Origin of the sequence: Stutzerimonas decontaminans (genome assembly GCF_000661915.1) — a bacterium.
GTDB lineage: Bacteria > Pseudomonadota > Gammaproteobacteria > Pseudomonadales > Pseudomonadaceae > Stutzerimonas > Stutzerimonas decontaminans.
The window spans coordinates 3,071,334-3,088,666 of the sequence record NZ_CP007509.1 but is presented as its reverse complement, the minus strand read 5'-3'; the positions used below and the strand labels follow the sequence as shown (position 1 = coordinate 3,088,666).

Below are 17,333 nucleotides of genomic sequence, written 5' to 3'. Positions count from 1 at the left end.
CGAAAAAAGGGACGGAGGCAGCGCCTTTTGTTTTTCGTAATACATGAATCCATGACGCCGGCATCATCCGTATGGATAATCGAGCGCACATTTGTGTGCTGTTTCAGGCAGTTGCTGTGCCTGCAAGGATAAGAACGCCACCGAAAACGGCGGCTTAAGGGGTCTCGTTCATGGCGCTTGCGCTGATTATCGCTTTGCCATTTCTGGGCATCTGTCTGCCCCTTCTTCTGGAGCGTTTTGGTCGCTCCGCTTGCGCCTTCGGTGCGGGACTCGCGCCTCTGGCGGCGCTGATTCTGTTGCTGTCCAAGCGTGCCGAGGTATTTGCCGGCCAAACCGAGATCATCCATTACGACTGGCTGCCGCAGCTGGGCCTGAACCTCAGCCTGCGTCTGGATGGGTTGGGCTTCCTGTTTGCCTTGCTGATCCTCGGCATCGGTTTGTTGGTGATTCTCTATGCCCGTTATTACCTGTCGAAGAAAGACCCGATGGGGCGCTTCTATGGGTTCTTCCTGTTGTTCATGGGGGCGATGCTCGGAGTGGTGCTGTCCGAGAACCTGTTGCTGATGTTGATGTTCTGGGAGCTGACGAGTCTGTCCTCGTTCCTTCTGATCGGTTACTGGAACTACCGCGCCGATGCCCGCCAGGGCGCGCGTATGGCCTTGGCCGTAACGGGTGGTGGCGGGCTGGCGTTGCTCGCAGGCATTCTGCTCATCGGTTATATCGTCGGCAGCTTTGAGCTGACGACAGTGTTGGCCTCGGGTGATCTGATTCGTGCCAATGCCCTGTACCCAGTGGCGCTGATCCTCGTCTTGCTTGGCGTTTTTACCAAGTCGGCGCAGTTTCCATTCCATTTCTGGTTGCCCCAGGCGATGGCAGCGCCGACGCCGGTATCGGCGTTTCTGCACTCGGCGACCATGGTCAAAGCGGGCGTGTTCCTGCTCGCGCGGCTCTATCCGGCATTGGCTGAGTCGGAGTGGTGGTTCTATCTGGTCAGCATCACTGGTCTGACGACGCTGCTACTGGGCGCCGTGATGGCGCTTTTTCAGCATGACCTCAAAGGGCTGCTTGCCTATTCCACGATCAGCCATTTGGGCTTGATTACGCTGCTATTCGGCCTGGATTCGCGGCTGGCAGCCGTGGCGGCGATCTTCCACATCATCAATCACGCGACCTTCAAGGCCTCATTGTTCATGGCCGCTGGGATCATCGACCACGAGACCGGCACCCGCGATATGCGGCGCATCAACGGTATGTGGAAGTACATGCCGCATACCGCGGCTCTGGCCATGGTGGCCTCGTTGGCGATGGCTGGTGTGCCGTTGCTCAACGGTTTCCTGAGCAAGGAGATGTTCTTCGCCGAGACGCTCGATCAGCATCTGCTGGGCAGTTTTTATTGGACCATCCCGGCCGCAGCGACCCTTGCTGGCGCATTTTCGGTGGCGTATTCGTTGCGTTTCGTGCACGACGTGTTCTTCAACGGTGAGCCCATCGATCTGCCGAAGTATCCACCCCATGAGCCTGCGCGCTACATGAAGATTCCGGTGGAAATCCTCGTGCTGCTTTGCCTGCTGGTGGGCATGCTGCCAGCCTTCACTGTGGGTCCGCTGCTAGCCGCTGCGGTGTCGGGTACTTTGAACGGCAACGTACCCGAGTACAGCCTGTCGATTTGGCACGGCTTCAACCTGCCGCTGGCGATGAGTTTCGCTGCGCTGGTTGGCGGCATCCTGATCTACTCGCTGCGCAAGTGGGCTTTCCGTTGGTATGAAGGGCTGCCTACGGTCGATTCGCTGGAAGTCTTCGAGCGCGTGATGGCCGGCTTGACCCTTGGGGCACGCCACATCACATGTCTGTTGGAGAATGGTTCGCTGCAGCGGTACATCGCGCTGATGCTGATCAGCACGCTAGTACTGGTTGTTTTCGCTCTGACGCCCCTGGAAATGCTGCACGGCCCCGTCGCGCTAACACCCCTGGATGGCATCACCGTGGCGGGTATGGTGATTTTGGCGCTGACTTCCTTGTTGACCGTGCTGTTTCATCGCCGGCGCCTGGTCGCGCTGATCGTGCTCAGCGTGGTCGGCCTGATGGTCGCGTTGGGATTTGCCCGCTATTCGGCGCCGGATCTTGCGTTGACGCAGCTGTCGGTAGAGGTGGTAACCATCATCCTGCTGATTCTCGCGCTGTTCTTCATGCCTGATCGAACGCCGGCCGAATCCAGCAGTTTGCGAGCGTTCCGCGATTTCGCGCTGGCCGGTGGCTGCGGCACGATGGTCGCGCTGCTTGCCTATACCGTGCTGACGCGTCCTTACGACAGCATTGCCTCGTTCTTCCTCGAAAACAGCGTGTCCGGTGGCGGCGGCACCAACGTTGTGAACGTGATTTTGGTGGATTTCCGCGGCTTCGATACCTTAGGTGAAATCGCGGTGCTGGCGATTGCCGGGGTCGGAATCTATAGCCTACTTAATGGCCTGCGCTTGCCGCATCCGATTCGGGATGGGGGCGGGCGGCTCTGGTCGCTGGACAAGCATCCGATGGTGCTGGATGCGCTGGCCCGTGCCTTGCTTCCGATGGCCCTGCTGATCTCGGCCTTTATTTTCCTGCGTGGTCATAACCTGCCAGGTGGTGGTTTCATCGCCGGTCTTATCACTGCCGTTGCGTTGATCTTGCAGTACATCGCCCATGGCGTGGCTTGGGCCCAGGCTCGGCAGCCGCTCAGCTATCACGCCATGTGTGGCGCCGGCCTGCTCATCGCTGGTGCAACCGGGCTCGGCAGTTTGCTGTTCGGCCACTCGTACCTGACGTCCGCGTTCGATCATTTCCATCTGCCACTCGTTGGTGAGTTCGAGCTGGCCACTGCAATGCTGTTCGATCTGGGGGTTTATCTGGTGGTTGTGGGAGCGACATTGCTGATCCTTTCCAATATCGGCCAGGTCAGGCAGGACGAGTCCAACAGGGAGGTGCTGTGATGGAGGCTGTGTTCGCGATTACTCTCGGAATCATGACCGCCAGTGGCGTCTATCTGCTGTTGCGCGCTCGGATCTTTCCCGTGGTGATGGGGCTGACGCTGATTTCCTATGCGGTCAATCTGTTCATCTTTTCCATGGGGCGCCTGGCGACTGGTGTTCCGGCCGTGATCGGCAAGAGCCCCGAGTACGGCGACCCATTGCCTCAGGCGCTGGTTCTCACCGCAATCGTCATCGGCTTCGCCATGACCGCCTTCGTGGTGGTGCTGGCGCTGCGCAGCATTGGTGAGCTGCGCACTGACCATGTCGATGGGCAGGAGCCACGTTGATGAACCATGCGTTGATCCTACCCCTGTTGGTGCCCTTGTTCGTGGGCGCGCTGCTGCTGTTCGGCCATCGTATGGGCAAGCCGACCAAGCGGATGCTGTCGCTGGTAGCGACCTGGGCCCTGGTCCCTATTGCGCTCTGGCTGGTGCTGCTCTCCGATGATGGGCAGCTGCGTATCTATGCGCTTGGCAGCTGGCAGCCGCCGTTCGGCATCATCCTCATGCTCGATCGTCTGAGCGCGCTCATGCTGCTTGTGACTGCGGTGCTGGCGGCTTTCGCGGTGCTATACGCCAGTCGCGGCGACGATGAGCGTGGCCCGAACTTCCACGCGCTGTATCAGTTTCAGCTGCTCGGCATCAACGGTGCCTTTCTGACCGGCGACCTGTTCAATCTCTTCGTGTTCTTCGAGATTCTGCTGATCTCCTCCTATGCCTTGTTGCTGCACGGTCATGGGCAGCGGCGGGTGCGCGCCGGCATGCACTATGTCGTCCTGAACCTGCTTGGCTCCTCGTTGTTCCTGATCGGCGTCAGCATGCTGTACGGTCTGCTGGGCACGTTGAACATGGCCGACATGGCGGGGCGTGTGAGCGCAGCCGACCCGGCTGACGCCCCGTTACTTGCCGCCGCCGGCTATCTGCTGTTGGTCGTCTTCGCGCTAAAGGGCGCCATCCTGCCGCTCTACTTCTGGCTGCCACGCGCCTACGCTTCCGCTACCGCCCCAGTTGCCGCCCTGTTCGCGATCATGACCAAGGTCGGGCTCTATGCAATCGTTCGGGTGTTTACCCTGGTGTTCGGCAGCGAAGCGGGTGAGCTGAGCAATATGGTTGAAGTCTGGCTCTGGCCGCTGGCTTTGCTGACCCTTGGCGCGGCAGTGATCGGTGCGCTGGCGGCGCGCAACCTACAGGTGCTGCTCGCGTATCTGGTGGTCGTCTCGGTAGGCACGCTTCTGGCTGGTATCGCGCTGGGTACCGATGCTGGGCTTGCCGCTGCGTTGTATTACCTGGTGCACAGCACGCTGGTGGCGGGCGGGCTGTTCCTGCTTGCCGACCTGATCGCCCGCCAGCGCGGCGATCTGGGTACCGACCTGATTTCGGCACCAGCGCTACGGCAGCCGTTGCTGCTGGGCTCGCTGTTCTTCATGGGAGCAATTTCCGTCGCCGGACTACCGCCGTTTTCCGGCTTTCTCGGCAAAGTGATGCTGTTGCGCGCCATCGAACTCGGTCCGGATGCCATCGCGCTATGGGCTGTCGTGCTAGTCGGCGGGTTGGGTATGCTGATTGCCCTGAGTCGCGCCGGTAGCCTGGTGTTCTGGCGTCACGCTTCGGAGGCGGTAGGGCCCGCGGCCGACCCGGTTCGAGTGGCCGCAACAGTGGGGCTTCTCCTGGGTAGCGTCGTCCTGGTGGCTGCGGCCGGACCGCTGCAGGCATTCATGCAGGCTACTGCAGCGCAGCTGCTCGACGTTGCCCCCTATCTGCAGATCGTTCAGGGAGGTGCGGCATGAAGTCCCGCTGGTTACCGAGTCCTGCGCTGACCCTGCTGCTGGCGCTGCTCTGGCTGCTGCTGCATAACACGCTGAGCTTTGGGCATCTTCTGCTCGGGCTGTTCCTTGGCTGGGGTATTCCGCTTCTTGTTCGCGGGTTCCTCATTGAAGTCCCAACCATACGCAAGCCGCTGAAGCTTTGCCTGTTCACGCTCAAGGTTCTCTATGACATCGTGATTGCCAATGTGCAGGTCGCCAAGCTGGTGCTGGGGCCGAAGAAGAATCTGCGTCCGGCATTCATTGAGGTGCCCATGGCGATCGAGAACGAGTTTGCCCTGGCAACGCTCACCAGCATCATCTCGCTGACGCCGGGGACGGTGTCGGCCTGCCTGAGCCCGGATCGCCGGATGCTGATGGTTCACGCGCTGGATGTACCGGATGTCGATGTGCTGATCGCTGACGTCAAACGCAACTATGAAGCGCCGCTGCTGGAGATCTTCGAATGCTCGCCTACGTAATTCCGCTCTGCATGGCTGTGCTGGGAGTGGCGGCCGTGCTGAACGTCGTTCGCTTGATCCAGGGCCCTGATATGCCCGACCGGGTGCTCGCGCTCGACACGCTATACATCAACGCCCTTGCGCTCATCGTGCTGTTCGGGATCTGGCTCGCCTCGGACCTGTTTTTCGAGGCGGCGCTGCTGATCGCTGTGATGGGCTTCGTCAGCACCGTGGCAGTCGGCAAGCATCTGCTGCACGGCGACATCATTGATTGAGGGGAGCGACATGCCATTCTGGATTGAGGTACTGGTAAGCGTGTTCCTGATCATCGGCAGTCTGTTTGCCCTGATCGGCGCGATAGGGTTGTACCGCCTGCCGGACTTCTATACGCGTTTGCATGGGCCGACTAAGGCGACGACGCTCGGGGTCGGGGGTATCGTCATCGCATCGATGATCTTCTTCAGCAACCAGAACGACAGCTTGAGCTTGCACGAGCTGCTGATCACGCTGTTTCTCTTCCTTACCGCGCCGGTCAGCGCGCACATACTTGCCAAGGCTGCGATGCAGCAGAAGCTGCCAGCCGTCGAGCAGACACGTGGCAAGCCTTGGGATTGAGCCGCACACACACTCGCCCAGGGGCCTGCAGGTAGGTGGCGGCTGCCGGACCAGCTTAGATCAGGATGCTGCTCGGTGATGGCTGCTGTTCGTTCTCTTGCTGCAATTCCTTGATAAGTGCCTGTTGTAGGCGCAGGCAGAACTGTGGATCGGACAGCGGCTGATTGTCTGCATCGGTGACGAAGAACACGTCCTCTACACGCTCGCCCAGGGTCGCAATCTTGGCGTTCTGCACTGACAGGTCGAAATCAAGAAACAGCTGGCCCACTCGTGCCAACAGCCCAGGCCGGTCCGGTGCGATGATTTCCAGAATGGTTTGCGGCCGCTGCGTGTCGTTATGAATGGTGACCTGCGGTGGGAAGGCGAAATGTTTGAGCTGGCGTGGCACGCGGCGCTGGATGATGGTCAGGTAGTCATCCGGGTTGCGCAGGGCGGCAATCAGCCCGCTACGAATCTCCTCGATACGCTCGGGGTTGTTGCCGATGGGGCTGCCATCGGCGTCCAGCACGATGTAGGTGTCCAGCGTGAACTGGCTGCTTGAGGTCAGGATACGTGCGTCATGGATGTTCAGGTTGAGCTGATCCATGGCGGCCACGGTCACGGCGAAAAAATCATGCTGGTCCGGCGCATAGATGAAGATCTGCGTGCCGCCTTCGAATTCGCGCTGCGTGGTTTCCTTGATCAGAACGAGCGGCCCGCCGTTGGCCGGGTGCTCGATGATCGCGTCAGTGTGCCAGGCGACGTCGGTGGCGGTATGGCGGAGGAAATAGTCGTCGCCCAGTTGCGCCCACAGCTGTTCAGCGTCATCCGGATCGGTACCGTGACGCACCAGGTCATCCAGCGCGGCGCGCTGGGTCTGGCGGATCTGCTCCTCGCGCCCCAGCGGGTTTTCCAGGCCACGCTTGAGCGCCCGTTTGGTTTCGGTATAGAGCTGGCGCAGCAAGCTGGCACGCCAGGAATTCCACAGGGTCGGGTTGGTGGCGTTGATGTCCGCTACGGTCAGGACGTAGAGATAGTCCAGGTGCGTCTCGTCGCCGACCAGTTGGGCGAAATCGTTGATCACCTGTGGGTCCGAGAGATCCTTGCGCTGAGCCGTGGTAGACATGACCAAGTGGTTTTCCACCAGCCAGACCACCAGACGGGTGTCCCACGCCGGAAGCTTGTGGCGACTGCAGAATTGCTCGGCATCCACTGCGCCGAGTTCCGAATGGTCGCCGCCACGACCCTTGGCGATGTCGTGGTAGAGACCGGCAATGTAAATCAGCTCTGGCTTGGGTAGTCTCTCGACCAGCTTGCTGGCCAGCGGATACTTCTCGGCAACGCCCGGTTTGGTCAGCTTGCGCAGGTACTTGATGACATTGAGCGTGTGCGCATCAACGGTATAGATGTGGAATAGGTCGTGCTGCATCTGTCCGACGATATGGCCGAACTCGGGAAGATATCGGCCCAGAATCCCGTAGCGATTCATGCGCCTGAGATTGCGATGGATGCCTTCCTTGCATTTGAACAGCTCGATGAACAGGCTGGTGTTGCGCAGGTCCTGGCGGAAGACGTCATCGATCAGGTAGCGATGGTCGCGGAGCAGGCGAATGGTGTCGGAGCGCACGCCCTGAATGTCTGGATGCTGCGCGAGCAGCACGAAGGTTTCCAGAATGGCGAATGGCGTGCGTTTGAAAACGGCCGGGTTACTGGCTTCCAGATAGCCGTCGCGAACCTGAAAGCGGCTGTTGAGTGGCACGATAGGGCCGGACTCGCCTTCCCAGAGAATCACTTCGGCGAAATGCTGGCCTACCAGGTCACTGAGTTCGGCAATGCTCATGACGACCCGGTAGTACTTCTGCATGAAGCGCTCGATGGCCAGCTTGGCATCGTTGTCCTCGTAACCCAGCAGCGCGGCGAGGCTGCGCTGATGGTCGAACAGCAGGCGATCTTCCGCGCGACCGGCAAGCATGTGCAGGCCGTAACGGACCTTCCAGAGGAACTCCTGTGCTGCCGTAAGCAGGCTGTGTTCGCCTTCGGTGAGAAAGCCCTGGTCTACCATGGCCTGCAGGTTCAGCGTACCGAACTCGCGCCGGGCGATCCAGAGAATGGTCTGGATGTCGCGCAGGCCGCCCGGAGAACCCTTCACATTGGGTTCCAGGTTGTACTCGGTGTTGTTGTACTTGGCATGGCGCGCGCGCTGTTCGTTACGCTTGGCGAGGAAGAATTCCTTGCTCGGCCACATCTGCTGGGTACTGGTGACCTGCAGCATCGCCTGGCGCAAGCGCTCTGGACCGGCGATCGTCCGGCTTTCCATAAGGTTGGTGATGACAGTGAGGTCGGCGCGGGCCTCCTCTGCACATTCGGCAACCGAGCGCACGGCCTGACCGACCTCAAGGCCGATATCCCAAAGCAGGGTGAGGAAGCCTTCGATCGCGTCGCGAAAAATTTCCTGGTCGTTGTCGTCGAGCAGGATCAGCAGGTCGATGTCGGAGTAGGGGTGCAGTTCGCCCCGGCCGTAGCCGCCCACGGCAACGAGTGCGATATCGGCGCCCTTGTCCCAGTCGAAGCGGTCCCAGGCCGAGCGCAGGATCTGGTCGACGAACCAGGCCCTGTCCTGGATCAGGCGGCGGATGTCCCTGCCCGACTTGAAGCGCTCGTCCAGCACCTGCCGCGCCTGGCGTATGGCCTTCTTGTACGCGGCGATGGGGCTGGCCTTCAGCGCCAGCTCCGCCTGAAACTGGCTGCGGTCAAACAGCTCCGGATCAACCTGGGGCATGCAAACGTTCTCCCATGGGGGCTGCGACTGGAGATATCTCAGGCTGAGGTGCGAGCGATGGTGTCGTCGCTGCGCAAAGTGAAGATCTCGTAGCCGTCAGCAGTCACCAGGATGGTGTGCTCCCATTGCGCCGACAGCTTGCGATCCTTGGTGATCGCGGTCCATCCATCGCCGAGCAGGCGGGTTTCCGAGCGACCCTGGTTGATCATCGGCTCGATGGTGAAGGTCATGCCTTCCTTGAGTTCCAGGCCGGTGCCGGCGCGGCCGTAATGGAGTACCTGCGGCTCTTCGTGGAAGACCTTGCCGATGCCGTGGCCACAATATTCGCGTACCACGGAGAAGCCATTTTTTTCCGCATGCTTCTGGATCACCTCGCCGATATCACCAAGGCGGGCGCCCGGGCGAACCAGTTCGATACCTTTATATAGGCATTCCTGAGTGACCTGGCAGAGTCGCTCGGCCCATTCGGGCACCTTGCCGACCATGAACATCTTGCTGGTGTCGCCGTGATACCCGTCTTTGATCACGGTGATGTCGATGTTGAGGATGTCGCCATCTTTGAGTGGCTTGTCGTTGGGAATGCCGTGACAGACAACATGGTTGATCGAAGTGCAGATCGACTTGGGAAAGCCTTTGTAGTTCAGCGGGGCGGGAATGGCCTGCTGAACATTGACGATATGCTCGTGGCAGAGGCGGTCGAGCTCCTCGGTCGTGACGCCCGGCTTGACGTGCTCGCCAATCATTTCGAGAACTTCGGCGGCGAGCCGCCCGGCAATACGCATCTTCTCGATATCTTCGGGCGTCTTGATGGTGACAGTCATGCAAACCTCTATATGCGCCCGCAGGCGAAGGCAAGAACGGAAAGCCGCGATGATAAACCAAAGCGCCTGCGGCCTGCAGGTCAGGGCTGATTGCACGCTAAGCTGTCGTCGCGAGAGTTCAAAGCAGTAGCCTCTCGATGGCCTTTGTGCTATAAAACGCGCCGCTCAGCGGGGTAGACCCCGTCGAGCCTAACCCCACACACGTGTCGACACGGTATCCTGGGTGCTCGCAAGAGTTGGATATCGGGACGCGTGGAGGCCTAACCCGACTTATTCGAGGACTGATCATGTCTCAAGTCACCATGCGCGATATGCTGAAGGCCGGTGTGCACTTCGGCCACCAGACCCGTTACTGGAACCCGAAAATGGACAAGTACATTTTCGGCGCGCGCAACAAGATCCATATCATCAACCTGGAAAAAACCCTGCCGATGTTCAACGACGCGCTGCGTTTCGTTGAGAAGCTGGCTGCAGGCAAGAACAAAATTCTGTTCGTTGGCACCAAGCGTTCCGCCGGCAAGATCGTTCGCGAAGAAGCTGCTCGTTGTGGCTCTCCGTATGTCGATCATCGCTGGTTGGGCGGCATGCTGACCAACTACAAGACCATCCGCGCGTCCATCAAGCGTCTGCGTGAGCTGGAAGTTCAGTCCCAGGACGGCACTTTCGACAAGCTGACCAAGAAAGAAGCCCTGATGCGTACCCGTGATCTGGAAAAGCTGGATCGCAGCCTGGGTGGTATCAAGGATATGGGCGGCCTGCCTGATGCCATGTTCGTCGTTGACGTCGATCACGAGCGCATCGCTATCTCCGAAGCCAACAAGCTGGGTATTCCGGTTATCGGCATCGTCGATACCAACAGCAGCCCGGAAGGCGTTGACTACATCATTCCTGGTAATGATGACGCCATCCGTGCCGTGCAACTCTACCTCGGCTCCATGGCTGATGCTGTTCTGCGCGGTCGTCAGAACGGTGCTGGCGGTGCTGACGAGTTCGTCGAGGAAGTTGCTTCCGAAGCGGCTCAGGGCTGAGTGCGACGCACTGCAGCGTGATACCCGATGAACAAAAAGGGGGCTAGGCCCCCTTTTTGTCTCTTGCGAATTGATCACCCGTGTCTTGGGTGAATGGTTTAGAAACCAAATCGAGAGGATTCCCAACATGGCAGAAATCACTGCAGCCTTGGTCAAAGAACTGCGCGAGCGTACCGGTCAGGGCATGATGGAGTGCAAGAAGGCTCTGGTTGCCGCCGGTGGCGACATCGAAAAAGCGATCGATGACATGCGTGCTTCCGGCGCCATCAAGGCAGCCAAGAAGTCGGGCAACATCGCTGCCGAAGGCTCGATCGCCGTTCGCGTCGAGGGTGGCCGTGGCCTGATCATCGAAGTCAACTCGCAGACCGACTTCCTGGCTCTGCAGGACGACTTCAAAGCGTTCGTCAAAGAAAGCCTGGACGAAGCGTTCGAGCAGAAGCTGACCGAAGTAGCGCCGCTGATCGCATCTCGTGAATCCGCTCGCGAAACGCTGGTCGCCAAGTGTGGTGAGAACGTCAATATTCGCCGCCTGACCGCAGTTGAAGGCGAGGTAGTTGGCGCCTATCTGCACGGTCATCGTATCGGCGTGCTGGTCACCCTGAAGGGTGGTGATGCCGAGCTGGCCAAGGATATTGCCATGCATGTCGCTGCCAGCAATCCGGCTGTTTTGAGCCCGGCTGACGTTTCCGATGAGCTGGTTGCCAAGGAAAAGGAAATCTTCCTTCAGCTCAATGCCGACAAGATTGCCGGCAAGCCGGAAAACATCGTCGAGAACATGATCAAGGGTCGTATCAACAAGTTCCTGGCTGAGGCCAGTCTGGTTGAGCAGCCGTTCGTCAAGGATCCGGAAGTCAAGGTTGGCGAGCTGGCCAAAAAAGCCGGTGCCGAAATCGTTTCCTTCGTTCGTTACGAAGTGGGCGAGGGCATCGAGAAGGCCGAGGTCGACTTCGCTGCCGAAGTAGCTGCTCAGGTAGCTGCGACCAAGAAATAAGACCGCTTCGGTGGTTTGACAAGAGGCTGCCCGCTTACGCGCGCGGCCTCTTTGTCGAATGGGGCAGCGGATTTATTTTTTTGTCACGATATAGTCATCGCTTGGCACCAACCCCGGGTTGCGCTGTCATAGCGCAGATATTTTTGGTCTGGGTCATACAGACTTGGTCATAGCACGCCGCAGGAGATAACACGCCAATGGCTCAGCAGATGAGTGCACGCAATCCTCGCTATAAACGCATTCTGCTCAAATTGAGCGGCGAGGCCCTGATGGGCTCCGAAGACTTCGGCATAGATCCGAAGGTCCTCGATCGCATGGCTCTGGAAGTCGGCCAGTTAGTGGGGATCGGGGTCGAAGTTGGCCTGGTTATCGGTGGCGGCAATCTCTTCCGTGGTGCAGCGCTTTCGGCTGCTGGCATGGATCGTGTGACCGGCGACCATATGGGTATGCTGGCCACGGTAATGAACTCGCTGGCCATGCGTGACGCGCTCGAACGCTCCAACATTCCAGCGCTGGTCATGTCCGCCATTTCCATGGTCGGTGTGACCGACCACTACGATCGCCGCAAAGCAATGCGTCATCTGAAGACTGGCGAAGTGGTCATCTTCTCCGCTGGTACCGGTAATCCGTTCTTTACCACTGACTCGGCAGCTTGCCTGCGCGCGATCGAGATCCAGGCGGACGTAGTGCTCAAGGCGACGAAGGTTGACGGCGTCTACACTGCGGATCCATTCAAGGATCCCAATGCCGAGAAGTTCGCCGAGCTCACCTACGATGAAGTGCTCGATCGCAAGCTCGGTGTGATGGACCTGACGGCGATTTGCCTGTGTCGTGACCACAACATGCCGCTGCGAGTCTTCAATATGAACAAGCCCGGCGCCCTGCTCAACATTGTGCTCGGTGGCGCCGAAGGAACACTGATCGAGGAATCGAACGAATGATCAACGAGATCAAGCAAGACGCGCAGGAGCGCATGAAGAAAACCTTGGAGTCGCTGGACCATGCGTTTGCCAAGATCCGTACCGGTCGCGCGCATCCCAGCATTCTCGATAGCGTGATGGTGTCTTACTACGGTTCCGACACGCCGCTGCGTCAGGTTGCCAATGTGATCGCCGAAGATTCCCGGACGTTGGCGCTGACCGTGTTCGACAAGAGCATGATCCAGGCGGTCGAGAAAGCGATCATGACGTCGGATCTGGGTTTGAATCCGGCGACAGCGGGCACCACCATTCGGGTGCCGATGCCAGCGCTGACCGAGGAGACCCGCAAGGGCTACACCAAGCAGGCTCGCGCGGAAGCCGAGAATGCTCGCGTCGCGGTGCGTAACATCCGCCGTGATGCAATCGCGCAGCTGAAGGACCTGGTCAAGGAAAAGGAGATTAGTGAAGACGATGAACGTCGCGGCCAGGATGACGTTCAGAAGCTAACCGATAAGTACGTTGCCGAGATCGACAAGGCCCTTGAAGCCAAAGAAGGCGACCTGATGGCTGTATAAGGCGGGCATCAAGTCGCGGTCATCGGGTCACGAATTAGCTGAAGGCTTACGTGACTTGATGACGCGGGTGCCACCGAGCTGTTGCTTGCAGCTTTTTCTTTTGGTTCGCAGCGTGTTTTAGCGCAAGTAGAGTTGTTCATGGAAAAGGTCAGGCAGATTGCCGGGCGGAACGTACCCCGCCACGTGGCGATCATCATGGATGGCAACAACCGCTGGGCGAAGAGGCGTTTGTTGCCTGGCGTGGCCGGACACAAGGCTGGTGTCGACGCGGTTCGTGCCGTTATTGAGGTCTGTGCCGATTCCGGTGTCGAGGTGCTGACGCTGTTTGCGTTTTCAAGCGAGAACTGGCAACGCCCCGCGGACGAAGTCGGTGCGCTGATGGAGTTGTTCCTCTCCGCGCTCAGGCGTGAGGCGCGCAAGCTCGACGAGAACGGAATTCGGTTACGCATCATTGGTGATCGTGCGCGCTTCCATCCGGAGCTTCAGGCAGCGATGCTGGAGGTGGAGGAAATGACGGCTGCCAATCACCGCTTCGTACTCCAGGTCGCAGCAAACTACGGCGGGCAGTGGGATATCCTTCAGGCTGCTCAACACCTGGCTTCCGAGGCGCAATCCGGTCGGCTGAATCCCGCTGAGATAACGCCGGCCCTTTTTCAGAGCTATCTGGCGACCGGTGACATGCCATTGCCGGATCTGTGCATCCGAACCGGCGGTGAGCGGCGTATCAGCAACTTCCTGCTTTGGCAGCTGGCCTATGCAGAGCTTTACTTCTCCGACCTGTACTGGCCGGATTTCAAGCACGTCGCGATGCGCAAGGCGCTCGCCGACTTCTCTACTCGGCAGAGGCGTTTCGGCAAGACTGGCGAGCAGGTAGAAAGCGAGGTCAAGGTCGAATGCTGAAGCAGCGAATCATCACGGCGGCCATTCTTCTGCCCGTTGCGATCATCGGTTTTTTCCTCCTCCATGGTCTCGCGTTCGCGCTTTTTATCGGCCTGGTCGTCGCGTTAGGTGCCTGGGAGTGGGCGCGCCTGGCCGGTTTCGCTAGCCAGTCAGCGCGTGTCGGTTATGCCGGGCTGGTCATGGTGCTGCTTGCCATGCTTTATTGGCTCCCGGGCCTTGCGCCCTGGTTGTTGGCGCTGGCCGTATTCTGGTGGCTTGCGGCGACCTATTTGGTGCTGACCTATCCCAGGAGCAGCCGGCTGTGGGGAGGCTCTGTGGGCAGTTTGCTCATCGGTCTTGCCATTTTGCTGCCGGCTTGGCAGGCCTTGGTCGTGCTCAAGCAATGGCCGCTGGGTAACTGGTTGATTCTGGCAGTGATGGTGCTGGTTTGGGTTGCCGACATCGGCGCGTATTTTTCCGGCAAGGCATTCGGCAAGCGCAAGCTTGCGCCTCAGGTAAGTCCTGGCAAGAGCTGGGAGGGGCTGATAGGCGGCCTGCTGACCAGTCTCGTGGTTACCCTTGCTGTTGGCATCTATCGTGGCTGGGCGCCGCGCGAACTGATTCTTGCGTTGTTAGGTGCTGCAGTGGTGGTCTTGATCTCCGTGATTGGCGATCTCACTGAAAGCATGTTCAAACGCAGCTCCGGTATCAAGGACAGTAGCCAGCTGCTGCCTGGTCACGGCGGGGTCATGGATCGTATAGACAGCCTCACTGCGGCCGTACCGGTGTTCGCTGTCCTGTTGTGGCTGGCCGGCTGGGGCGTGCTGTGACTCGACCCTTGCAGATCACCGTGCTGGGCGCCACTGGATCGATTGGGCTAAGTACCGTGGATGTCATTGCGCGTCATCCTGAGCGCTACGGCGTTTACGCGTTGACCGGCTTCAGCAGGATCGCCGAGCTGCGCTCGCTCTGCGTCAGGCATCGACCTGACTATGCGGTGGTTGGTGATGAAACGCAGGCTGCGATCCTGCAGCAACAGCTGCAATCCGATGGAGTCCCGACACGGGTCCTGACCGGCGAGGGCGGGCTTTGCGAGGTGGCGGCTCACCCGGAGGTCGATGTGGTAATGGCCGCCATCGTCGGTGCGGCGGGGCTGAAGCCGACGCTTGCAGCTGTTAAGGCGGGTAAGCGCGTGCTGCTGGCGAACAAGGAAGCGCTGGTGATGTCCGGCGCCCTGTTCATGCAGGCGCTGCGCGACAGCAGCGCTGTGTTGCTGCCGATCGACAGCGAACACAACGCGATATTCCAGTGCTTACCATCCGGCTACGCTCAGGGCCTTGGCGCTGTGGGCGTTCGGCGGATATTGCTCACAGCATCCGGCGGGCCTTTTCGAGACATTGCGCCGCAGCTTTTGCCGGAGGTGACCCCCGAGCAGGCTTGTGCGCATCCCAATTGGTCGATGGGGCGCAAGATTTCGGTGGACTCGGCGAGCATGATGAACAAAGGGCTCGAACTGATTGAGGCCTGCTGGTTGTTCGATGCGCGACCGCAGCAGGTCGAGGTGGTGATTCATCCGCAGAGCGTCATCCATTCCATGGTGGACTACGTGGATGGTTCGGTTCTCGCGCAGCTCGGCAATCCGGACATGCGTACGCCAATCGCTCATGCGTTGGCTTGGCCGGAGCGGATCGATTCCGGTGTTTCAGCCCTGGACCTGCTGCAGATCGGGCGACTGGATTTTCAGGCGCCGGACGACCTGCGCTTTCCTTGTCTACGCCTTGCTCGGCAGGCCGCGGAATCTGGTGGTACGGCACCGGCCATGCTCAACGCCGCGAATGAGGTGGCGGTCGATGCCTTTCTCAATCGGCGCATCCGCTTTACCGAGATCGCGAGTATCATCGACGACGTGTTGAATCGTGAGGCAGTGGTTGCTACCGCCTGCCTCGAAGATGTGCTGGCGGCGGACAGGCAGGCCCGAAATGGGGCCAATACCTGGCTGAGTCGCCACGGGCGATAGGGTCTGCCGGCCTCGAGGCTTGCAGCGAAACCTCTACAGACCCAATCCCGGAGGGAAGTATGGGCGCGCTCTACATGATCATTGGCACTCTTGTTGCGCTCGGAGTGCTGGTGACCTTCCACGAATTCGGTCACTTCTGGGTTGCACGGCGCTGCGGTGTCAAGGTGCTGCGATTCTCCGTTGGTTTTGGCACTCCACTGGTTCGCTGGCATGACCGACAGGGCACCGAGTTCGTCATCGCTGCGATACCGCTGGGCGGCTATGTCAAGATGCTCGACGAGCGGGAGGGGGACGTACCGCCCGCTATGCTCGATGGCGCGTTCAATCGCAAGACCGTCCGGCAACGCTTCGCCATCGTCTCGGCCGGTCCGTTGGCCAACTTTCTTCTGGCGATGGTGTTCTTTTGGTTGCTGGCGATGCTCGGAAGCGAGCAGGTCAGGCCGGTAGTTGGTGCTGTCGAGCCAGGCAGTCTTGCTGCTCAAGCAGGCTTGGCGGTCGATCAGGAGATCGTTGCGGTTAACGGTAAAGCAGTCAGTGGTTGGGGCGACGTTAATCTGCAGCTGGTTCGTCGCTTGGGAGAAAGCGGTCAGCTCGATCTGACGGTGCGCGAAATGGGTAGCACCGCTGAGCGCCATCTGCAGCTTCCGCTGCAGAGCTGGCTAAAGGGGGTGGAGGAGCCCGATCCGATCACCTCGCTCGGCATCAGGCCTTGGCGACCGCAAATTGCCCCGATAGTTGCTCAGCTGGACCCCGAAGGACCAGCGCAGGCGGCGGGCATTCGCCTTGGTGATCGTTTGCTGAGCCTCAATCAGCGACCTCTGGATGACTGGCAGCAGGTAATCGACGCGGTCAAGGTGCTGCCCGGTGAACCGGTTTCGTTGCAGGTGGAACGTGACGGCCAGCGTCTGGATATGCCGCTGACGTTGGCTGCTCGCGGTGAAGGTGATGCGCGCCGTGGTTATCTCGGAGCTGGTGTCGCAGGCGGAGAATGGCCGGCGGAAATGCTGCGGGAAGTCCGTTTCGGCCCCCTCGAGGCTGTAGTCGAAGGTGCAAGACGCACTTGGACCATGAGCCTGCTGACGCTGGATTCGCTGAAGAAAATGCTGTTCGGTGAGCTCTCGGTAAAAAACTTGAGCGGTCCGATAACCATTGCTAAAGTGGCGGGCGCTTCTGCCCAGTCGGGGCTGGGGGATTTCCTCAATTTCCTCGCCTATCTGAGCATAAGTCTGGGGGTTCTCAATCTATTGCCTATCCCAGTGCTCGATGGCGGTCATCTGCTCTTCTATCTCGTCGAGTGGGTCCGTGGACGTCCTCTTTCGGAGCGGGTGCAGGGATGGGGAGTACAGATCGGCATCAGCCTGGTGGTAGGGGTGATGCTGCTTGCGCTGGTCAATGACCTTGGCCGTCTGTAACGCCGAATCCGTAGTGTCGCCGTGCCGAATTGCCGGTTCATTTATCAGGTTTG

At 59.6% G+C, this 17,333-nt stretch carries 16 protein-coding genes; 14 read left to right on the top strand and 2 right to left on the bottom strand.

Going from position 1 to position 17,333, the window contains the following annotated elements; genetic code table 11:
- Nucleotides 1-170: 170 nt before the first annotated feature.
- Genes UIB01_RS14100 through UIB01_RS14075 form a run of 6 tightly spaced genes read left to right on the top strand, consistent with a single transcriptional unit; the run spans nt 171 to nt 5,879 of the window.
- A complete protein-coding gene (locus UIB01_RS14100; protein WP_038661692.1) occupies nt 171-2,963 on the top strand; it encodes a monovalent cation/H+ antiporter subunit A in 2,793 nt (930 codons plus the stop codon).
- A complete protein-coding gene (locus UIB01_RS14095; RefSeq protein ID WP_038661689.1) occupies nt 2,963-3,289 on the top strand; it encodes a Na+/H+ antiporter subunit C in 327 nt (108 codons plus the stop codon). Before UIB01_RS14100 ends, UIB01_RS14095 begins: the two co-directional genes overlap by 1 nt.
- Nucleotides 3,289-4,788, top strand: coding sequence for a monovalent cation/H+ antiporter subunit D (locus UIB01_RS14090; RefSeq protein WP_038661686.1), 1,500 nt, complete (start codon nt 3,289-3,291; stop codon nt 4,786-4,788). The genes UIB01_RS14095 and UIB01_RS14090 overlap by 1 nt, the downstream gene beginning before the upstream one ends.
- Nucleotides 4,785-5,285 carry a Na+/H+ antiporter subunit E gene (locus UIB01_RS14085; protein ID WP_038661683.1) on the top strand — a complete coding sequence of 167 codons (501 nt, stop codon included), beginning with the start codon at nt 4,785-4,787 and terminating at the stop codon, nt 5,283-5,285. Before UIB01_RS14090 ends, UIB01_RS14085 begins: the two co-directional genes overlap by 4 nt.
- Nucleotides 5,270-5,539, top strand: coding sequence for a K+/H+ antiporter subunit F (locus UIB01_RS14080; protein ID WP_038661679.1), 270 nt, complete (start codon nt 5,270-5,272; stop codon nt 5,537-5,539). The genes UIB01_RS14085 and UIB01_RS14080 overlap by 16 nt, the downstream gene beginning before the upstream one ends.
- Before the next feature lie 10 nt (nt 5,540-5,549).
- Complete coding sequence (locus tag UIB01_RS14075; protein WP_038661675.1) at nt 5,550-5,879, top strand: Na+/H+ antiporter subunit G; 330 nt, start codon at nt 5,550-5,552, stop codon at nt 5,877-5,879.
- Nucleotides 5,880-5,934: 55 nt separating this feature from the next.
- On the opposite strand, the gene UIB01_RS14070 is transcribed toward UIB01_RS14075, so the two are convergent.
- Nucleotides 5,935-8,637 (bottom strand): [protein-PII] uridylyltransferase, encoded by a 2,703-nt coding sequence (locus UIB01_RS14070; RefSeq protein WP_038661672.1) that lies wholly within the window; start codon nt 8,635-8,637, stop codon nt 5,935-5,937.
- Between the two features lie 38 nt (nt 8,638-8,675).
- Complete coding sequence (gene map, locus UIB01_RS14065) at nt 8,676-9,458, bottom strand: type I methionyl aminopeptidase (RefSeq protein WP_038661669.1); 783 nt, start codon at nt 9,456-9,458, stop codon at nt 8,676-8,678.
- A 287-nt stretch (nt 9,459-9,745) separates the two neighbouring features.
- Between map and rpsB the strand changes: the two genes are divergently transcribed.
- From rpsB to rseP, 8 genes are all read left to right on the top strand, one after another.
- The gene (gene rpsB / locus UIB01_RS14060; RefSeq protein ID WP_038661667.1) at nt 9,746-10,486 is read left to right on the top strand and encodes a 30S ribosomal protein S2; all 741 of its coding nucleotides are present in this window, start codon (nt 9,746-9,748) and stop codon (nt 10,484-10,486) included.
- Between the two features lie 127 nt (nt 10,487-10,613).
- Complete coding sequence (tsf, locus tag UIB01_RS14055; RefSeq protein WP_038661664.1) at nt 10,614-11,477, top strand: translation elongation factor Ts; 864 nt, start codon at nt 10,614-10,616, stop codon at nt 11,475-11,477.
- A 197-nt stretch (nt 11,478-11,674) separates the two neighbouring features.
- On the top strand, nt 11,675-12,418 hold the full coding sequence (gene pyrH / locus UIB01_RS14050; RefSeq protein ID WP_003285758.1) for a UMP kinase: 744 nt from the start codon (nt 11,675-11,677) through the stop codon (nt 12,416-12,418).
- A complete protein-coding gene (frr, locus tag UIB01_RS14045) occupies nt 12,415-12,972 on the top strand; it encodes a ribosome recycling factor (protein ID WP_038661658.1) in 558 nt (185 codons plus the stop codon). The genes pyrH and frr overlap by 4 nt, the downstream gene beginning before the upstream one ends.
- Before the next feature lie 138 nt (nt 12,973-13,110).
- A complete protein-coding gene (gene uppS, locus UIB01_RS14040) occupies nt 13,111-13,872 on the top strand; it encodes a polyprenyl diphosphate synthase (protein WP_038661655.1) in 762 nt (253 codons plus the stop codon).
- Nucleotides 13,866-14,681 (top strand): phosphatidate cytidylyltransferase, encoded by an 816-nt coding sequence (locus UIB01_RS14035; RefSeq protein ID WP_038661652.1) that lies wholly within the window; start codon nt 13,866-13,868, stop codon nt 14,679-14,681. Before uppS ends, UIB01_RS14035 begins: the two co-directional genes overlap by 7 nt.
- Entirely contained in the window at nt 14,678-15,868 is a 1,191-nt protein-coding gene (gene ispC, locus UIB01_RS14030; protein WP_038665791.1) for a 1-deoxy-D-xylulose-5-phosphate reductoisomerase, read from the top strand. The genes UIB01_RS14035 and ispC overlap by 4 nt, the downstream gene beginning before the upstream one ends.
- Nucleotides 15,869-15,927: 59 nt before the next feature.
- Nucleotides 15,928-17,280, top strand: a complete 1,353-nt coding sequence (rseP, locus tag UIB01_RS14025; protein ID WP_038661649.1) for an RIP metalloprotease RseP — start codon at nt 15,928-15,930, stop codon at nt 17,278-17,280.
- Nucleotides 17,281-17,333: the final 53 nt, after the last annotated feature.

What these genes read in the sequence shown, in the direction of transcription:
- UIB01_RS14100 (WP_038661692.1), top strand. Translation starts at nt 171, where the DNA reads ATGGCGCTTGCGCTGATTATCGCTTTGCCATTTCTGGGCATCTGTCTG.
- UIB01_RS14095 (WP_038661689.1), top strand. Translation starts at nt 2,963, where the DNA reads ATGGAGGCTGTGTTCGCGATTACTCTCGGAATCATGACCGCCAGTGGC.
- UIB01_RS14090 (WP_038661686.1), top strand. Translation starts at nt 3,289, where the DNA reads ATGAACCATGCGTTGATCCTACCCCTGTTGGTGCCCTTGTTCGTGGGC.
- UIB01_RS14085 (WP_038661683.1), top strand. Translation starts at nt 4,785, where the DNA reads ATGAAGTCCCGCTGGTTACCGAGTCCTGCGCTGACCCTGCTGCTGGCG.
- UIB01_RS14080 (WP_038661679.1), top strand. Translation starts at nt 5,270, where the DNA reads ATGCTCGCCTACGTAATTCCGCTCTGCATGGCTGTGCTGGGAGTGGCG.
- UIB01_RS14075 (WP_038661675.1), top strand. Translation starts at nt 5,550, where the DNA reads ATGCCATTCTGGATTGAGGTACTGGTAAGCGTGTTCCTGATCATCGGC.
- UIB01_RS14070 (WP_038661672.1), bottom strand. Translation starts at nt 8,637, where the DNA reads ATGCCCCAGGTTGATCCGGAGCTGTTTGACCGCAGCCAGTTTCAGGCG.
- map (WP_038661669.1), bottom strand. Translation starts at nt 9,458, where the DNA reads ATGACTGTCACCATCAAGACGCCCGAAGATATCGAGAAGATGCGTATT.
- rpsB (WP_038661667.1), top strand. Translation starts at nt 9,746, where the DNA reads ATGTCTCAAGTCACCATGCGCGATATGCTGAAGGCCGGTGTGCACTTC.
- tsf (WP_038661664.1), top strand. Translation starts at nt 10,614, where the DNA reads ATGGCAGAAATCACTGCAGCCTTGGTCAAAGAACTGCGCGAGCGTACC.
- pyrH (WP_003285758.1), top strand. Translation starts at nt 11,675, where the DNA reads ATGGCTCAGCAGATGAGTGCACGCAATCCTCGCTATAAACGCATTCTG.
- frr (WP_038661658.1), top strand. Translation starts at nt 12,415, where the DNA reads ATGATCAACGAGATCAAGCAAGACGCGCAGGAGCGCATGAAGAAAACC.
- uppS (WP_038661655.1), top strand. Translation starts at nt 13,111, where the DNA reads ATGGAAAAGGTCAGGCAGATTGCCGGGCGGAACGTACCCCGCCACGTG.
- UIB01_RS14035 (WP_038661652.1), top strand. Translation starts at nt 13,866, where the DNA reads ATGCTGAAGCAGCGAATCATCACGGCGGCCATTCTTCTGCCCGTTGCG.
- rseP (WP_038661649.1), top strand. Translation starts at nt 15,928, where the DNA reads ATGGGCGCGCTCTACATGATCATTGGCACTCTTGTTGCGCTCGGAGTG.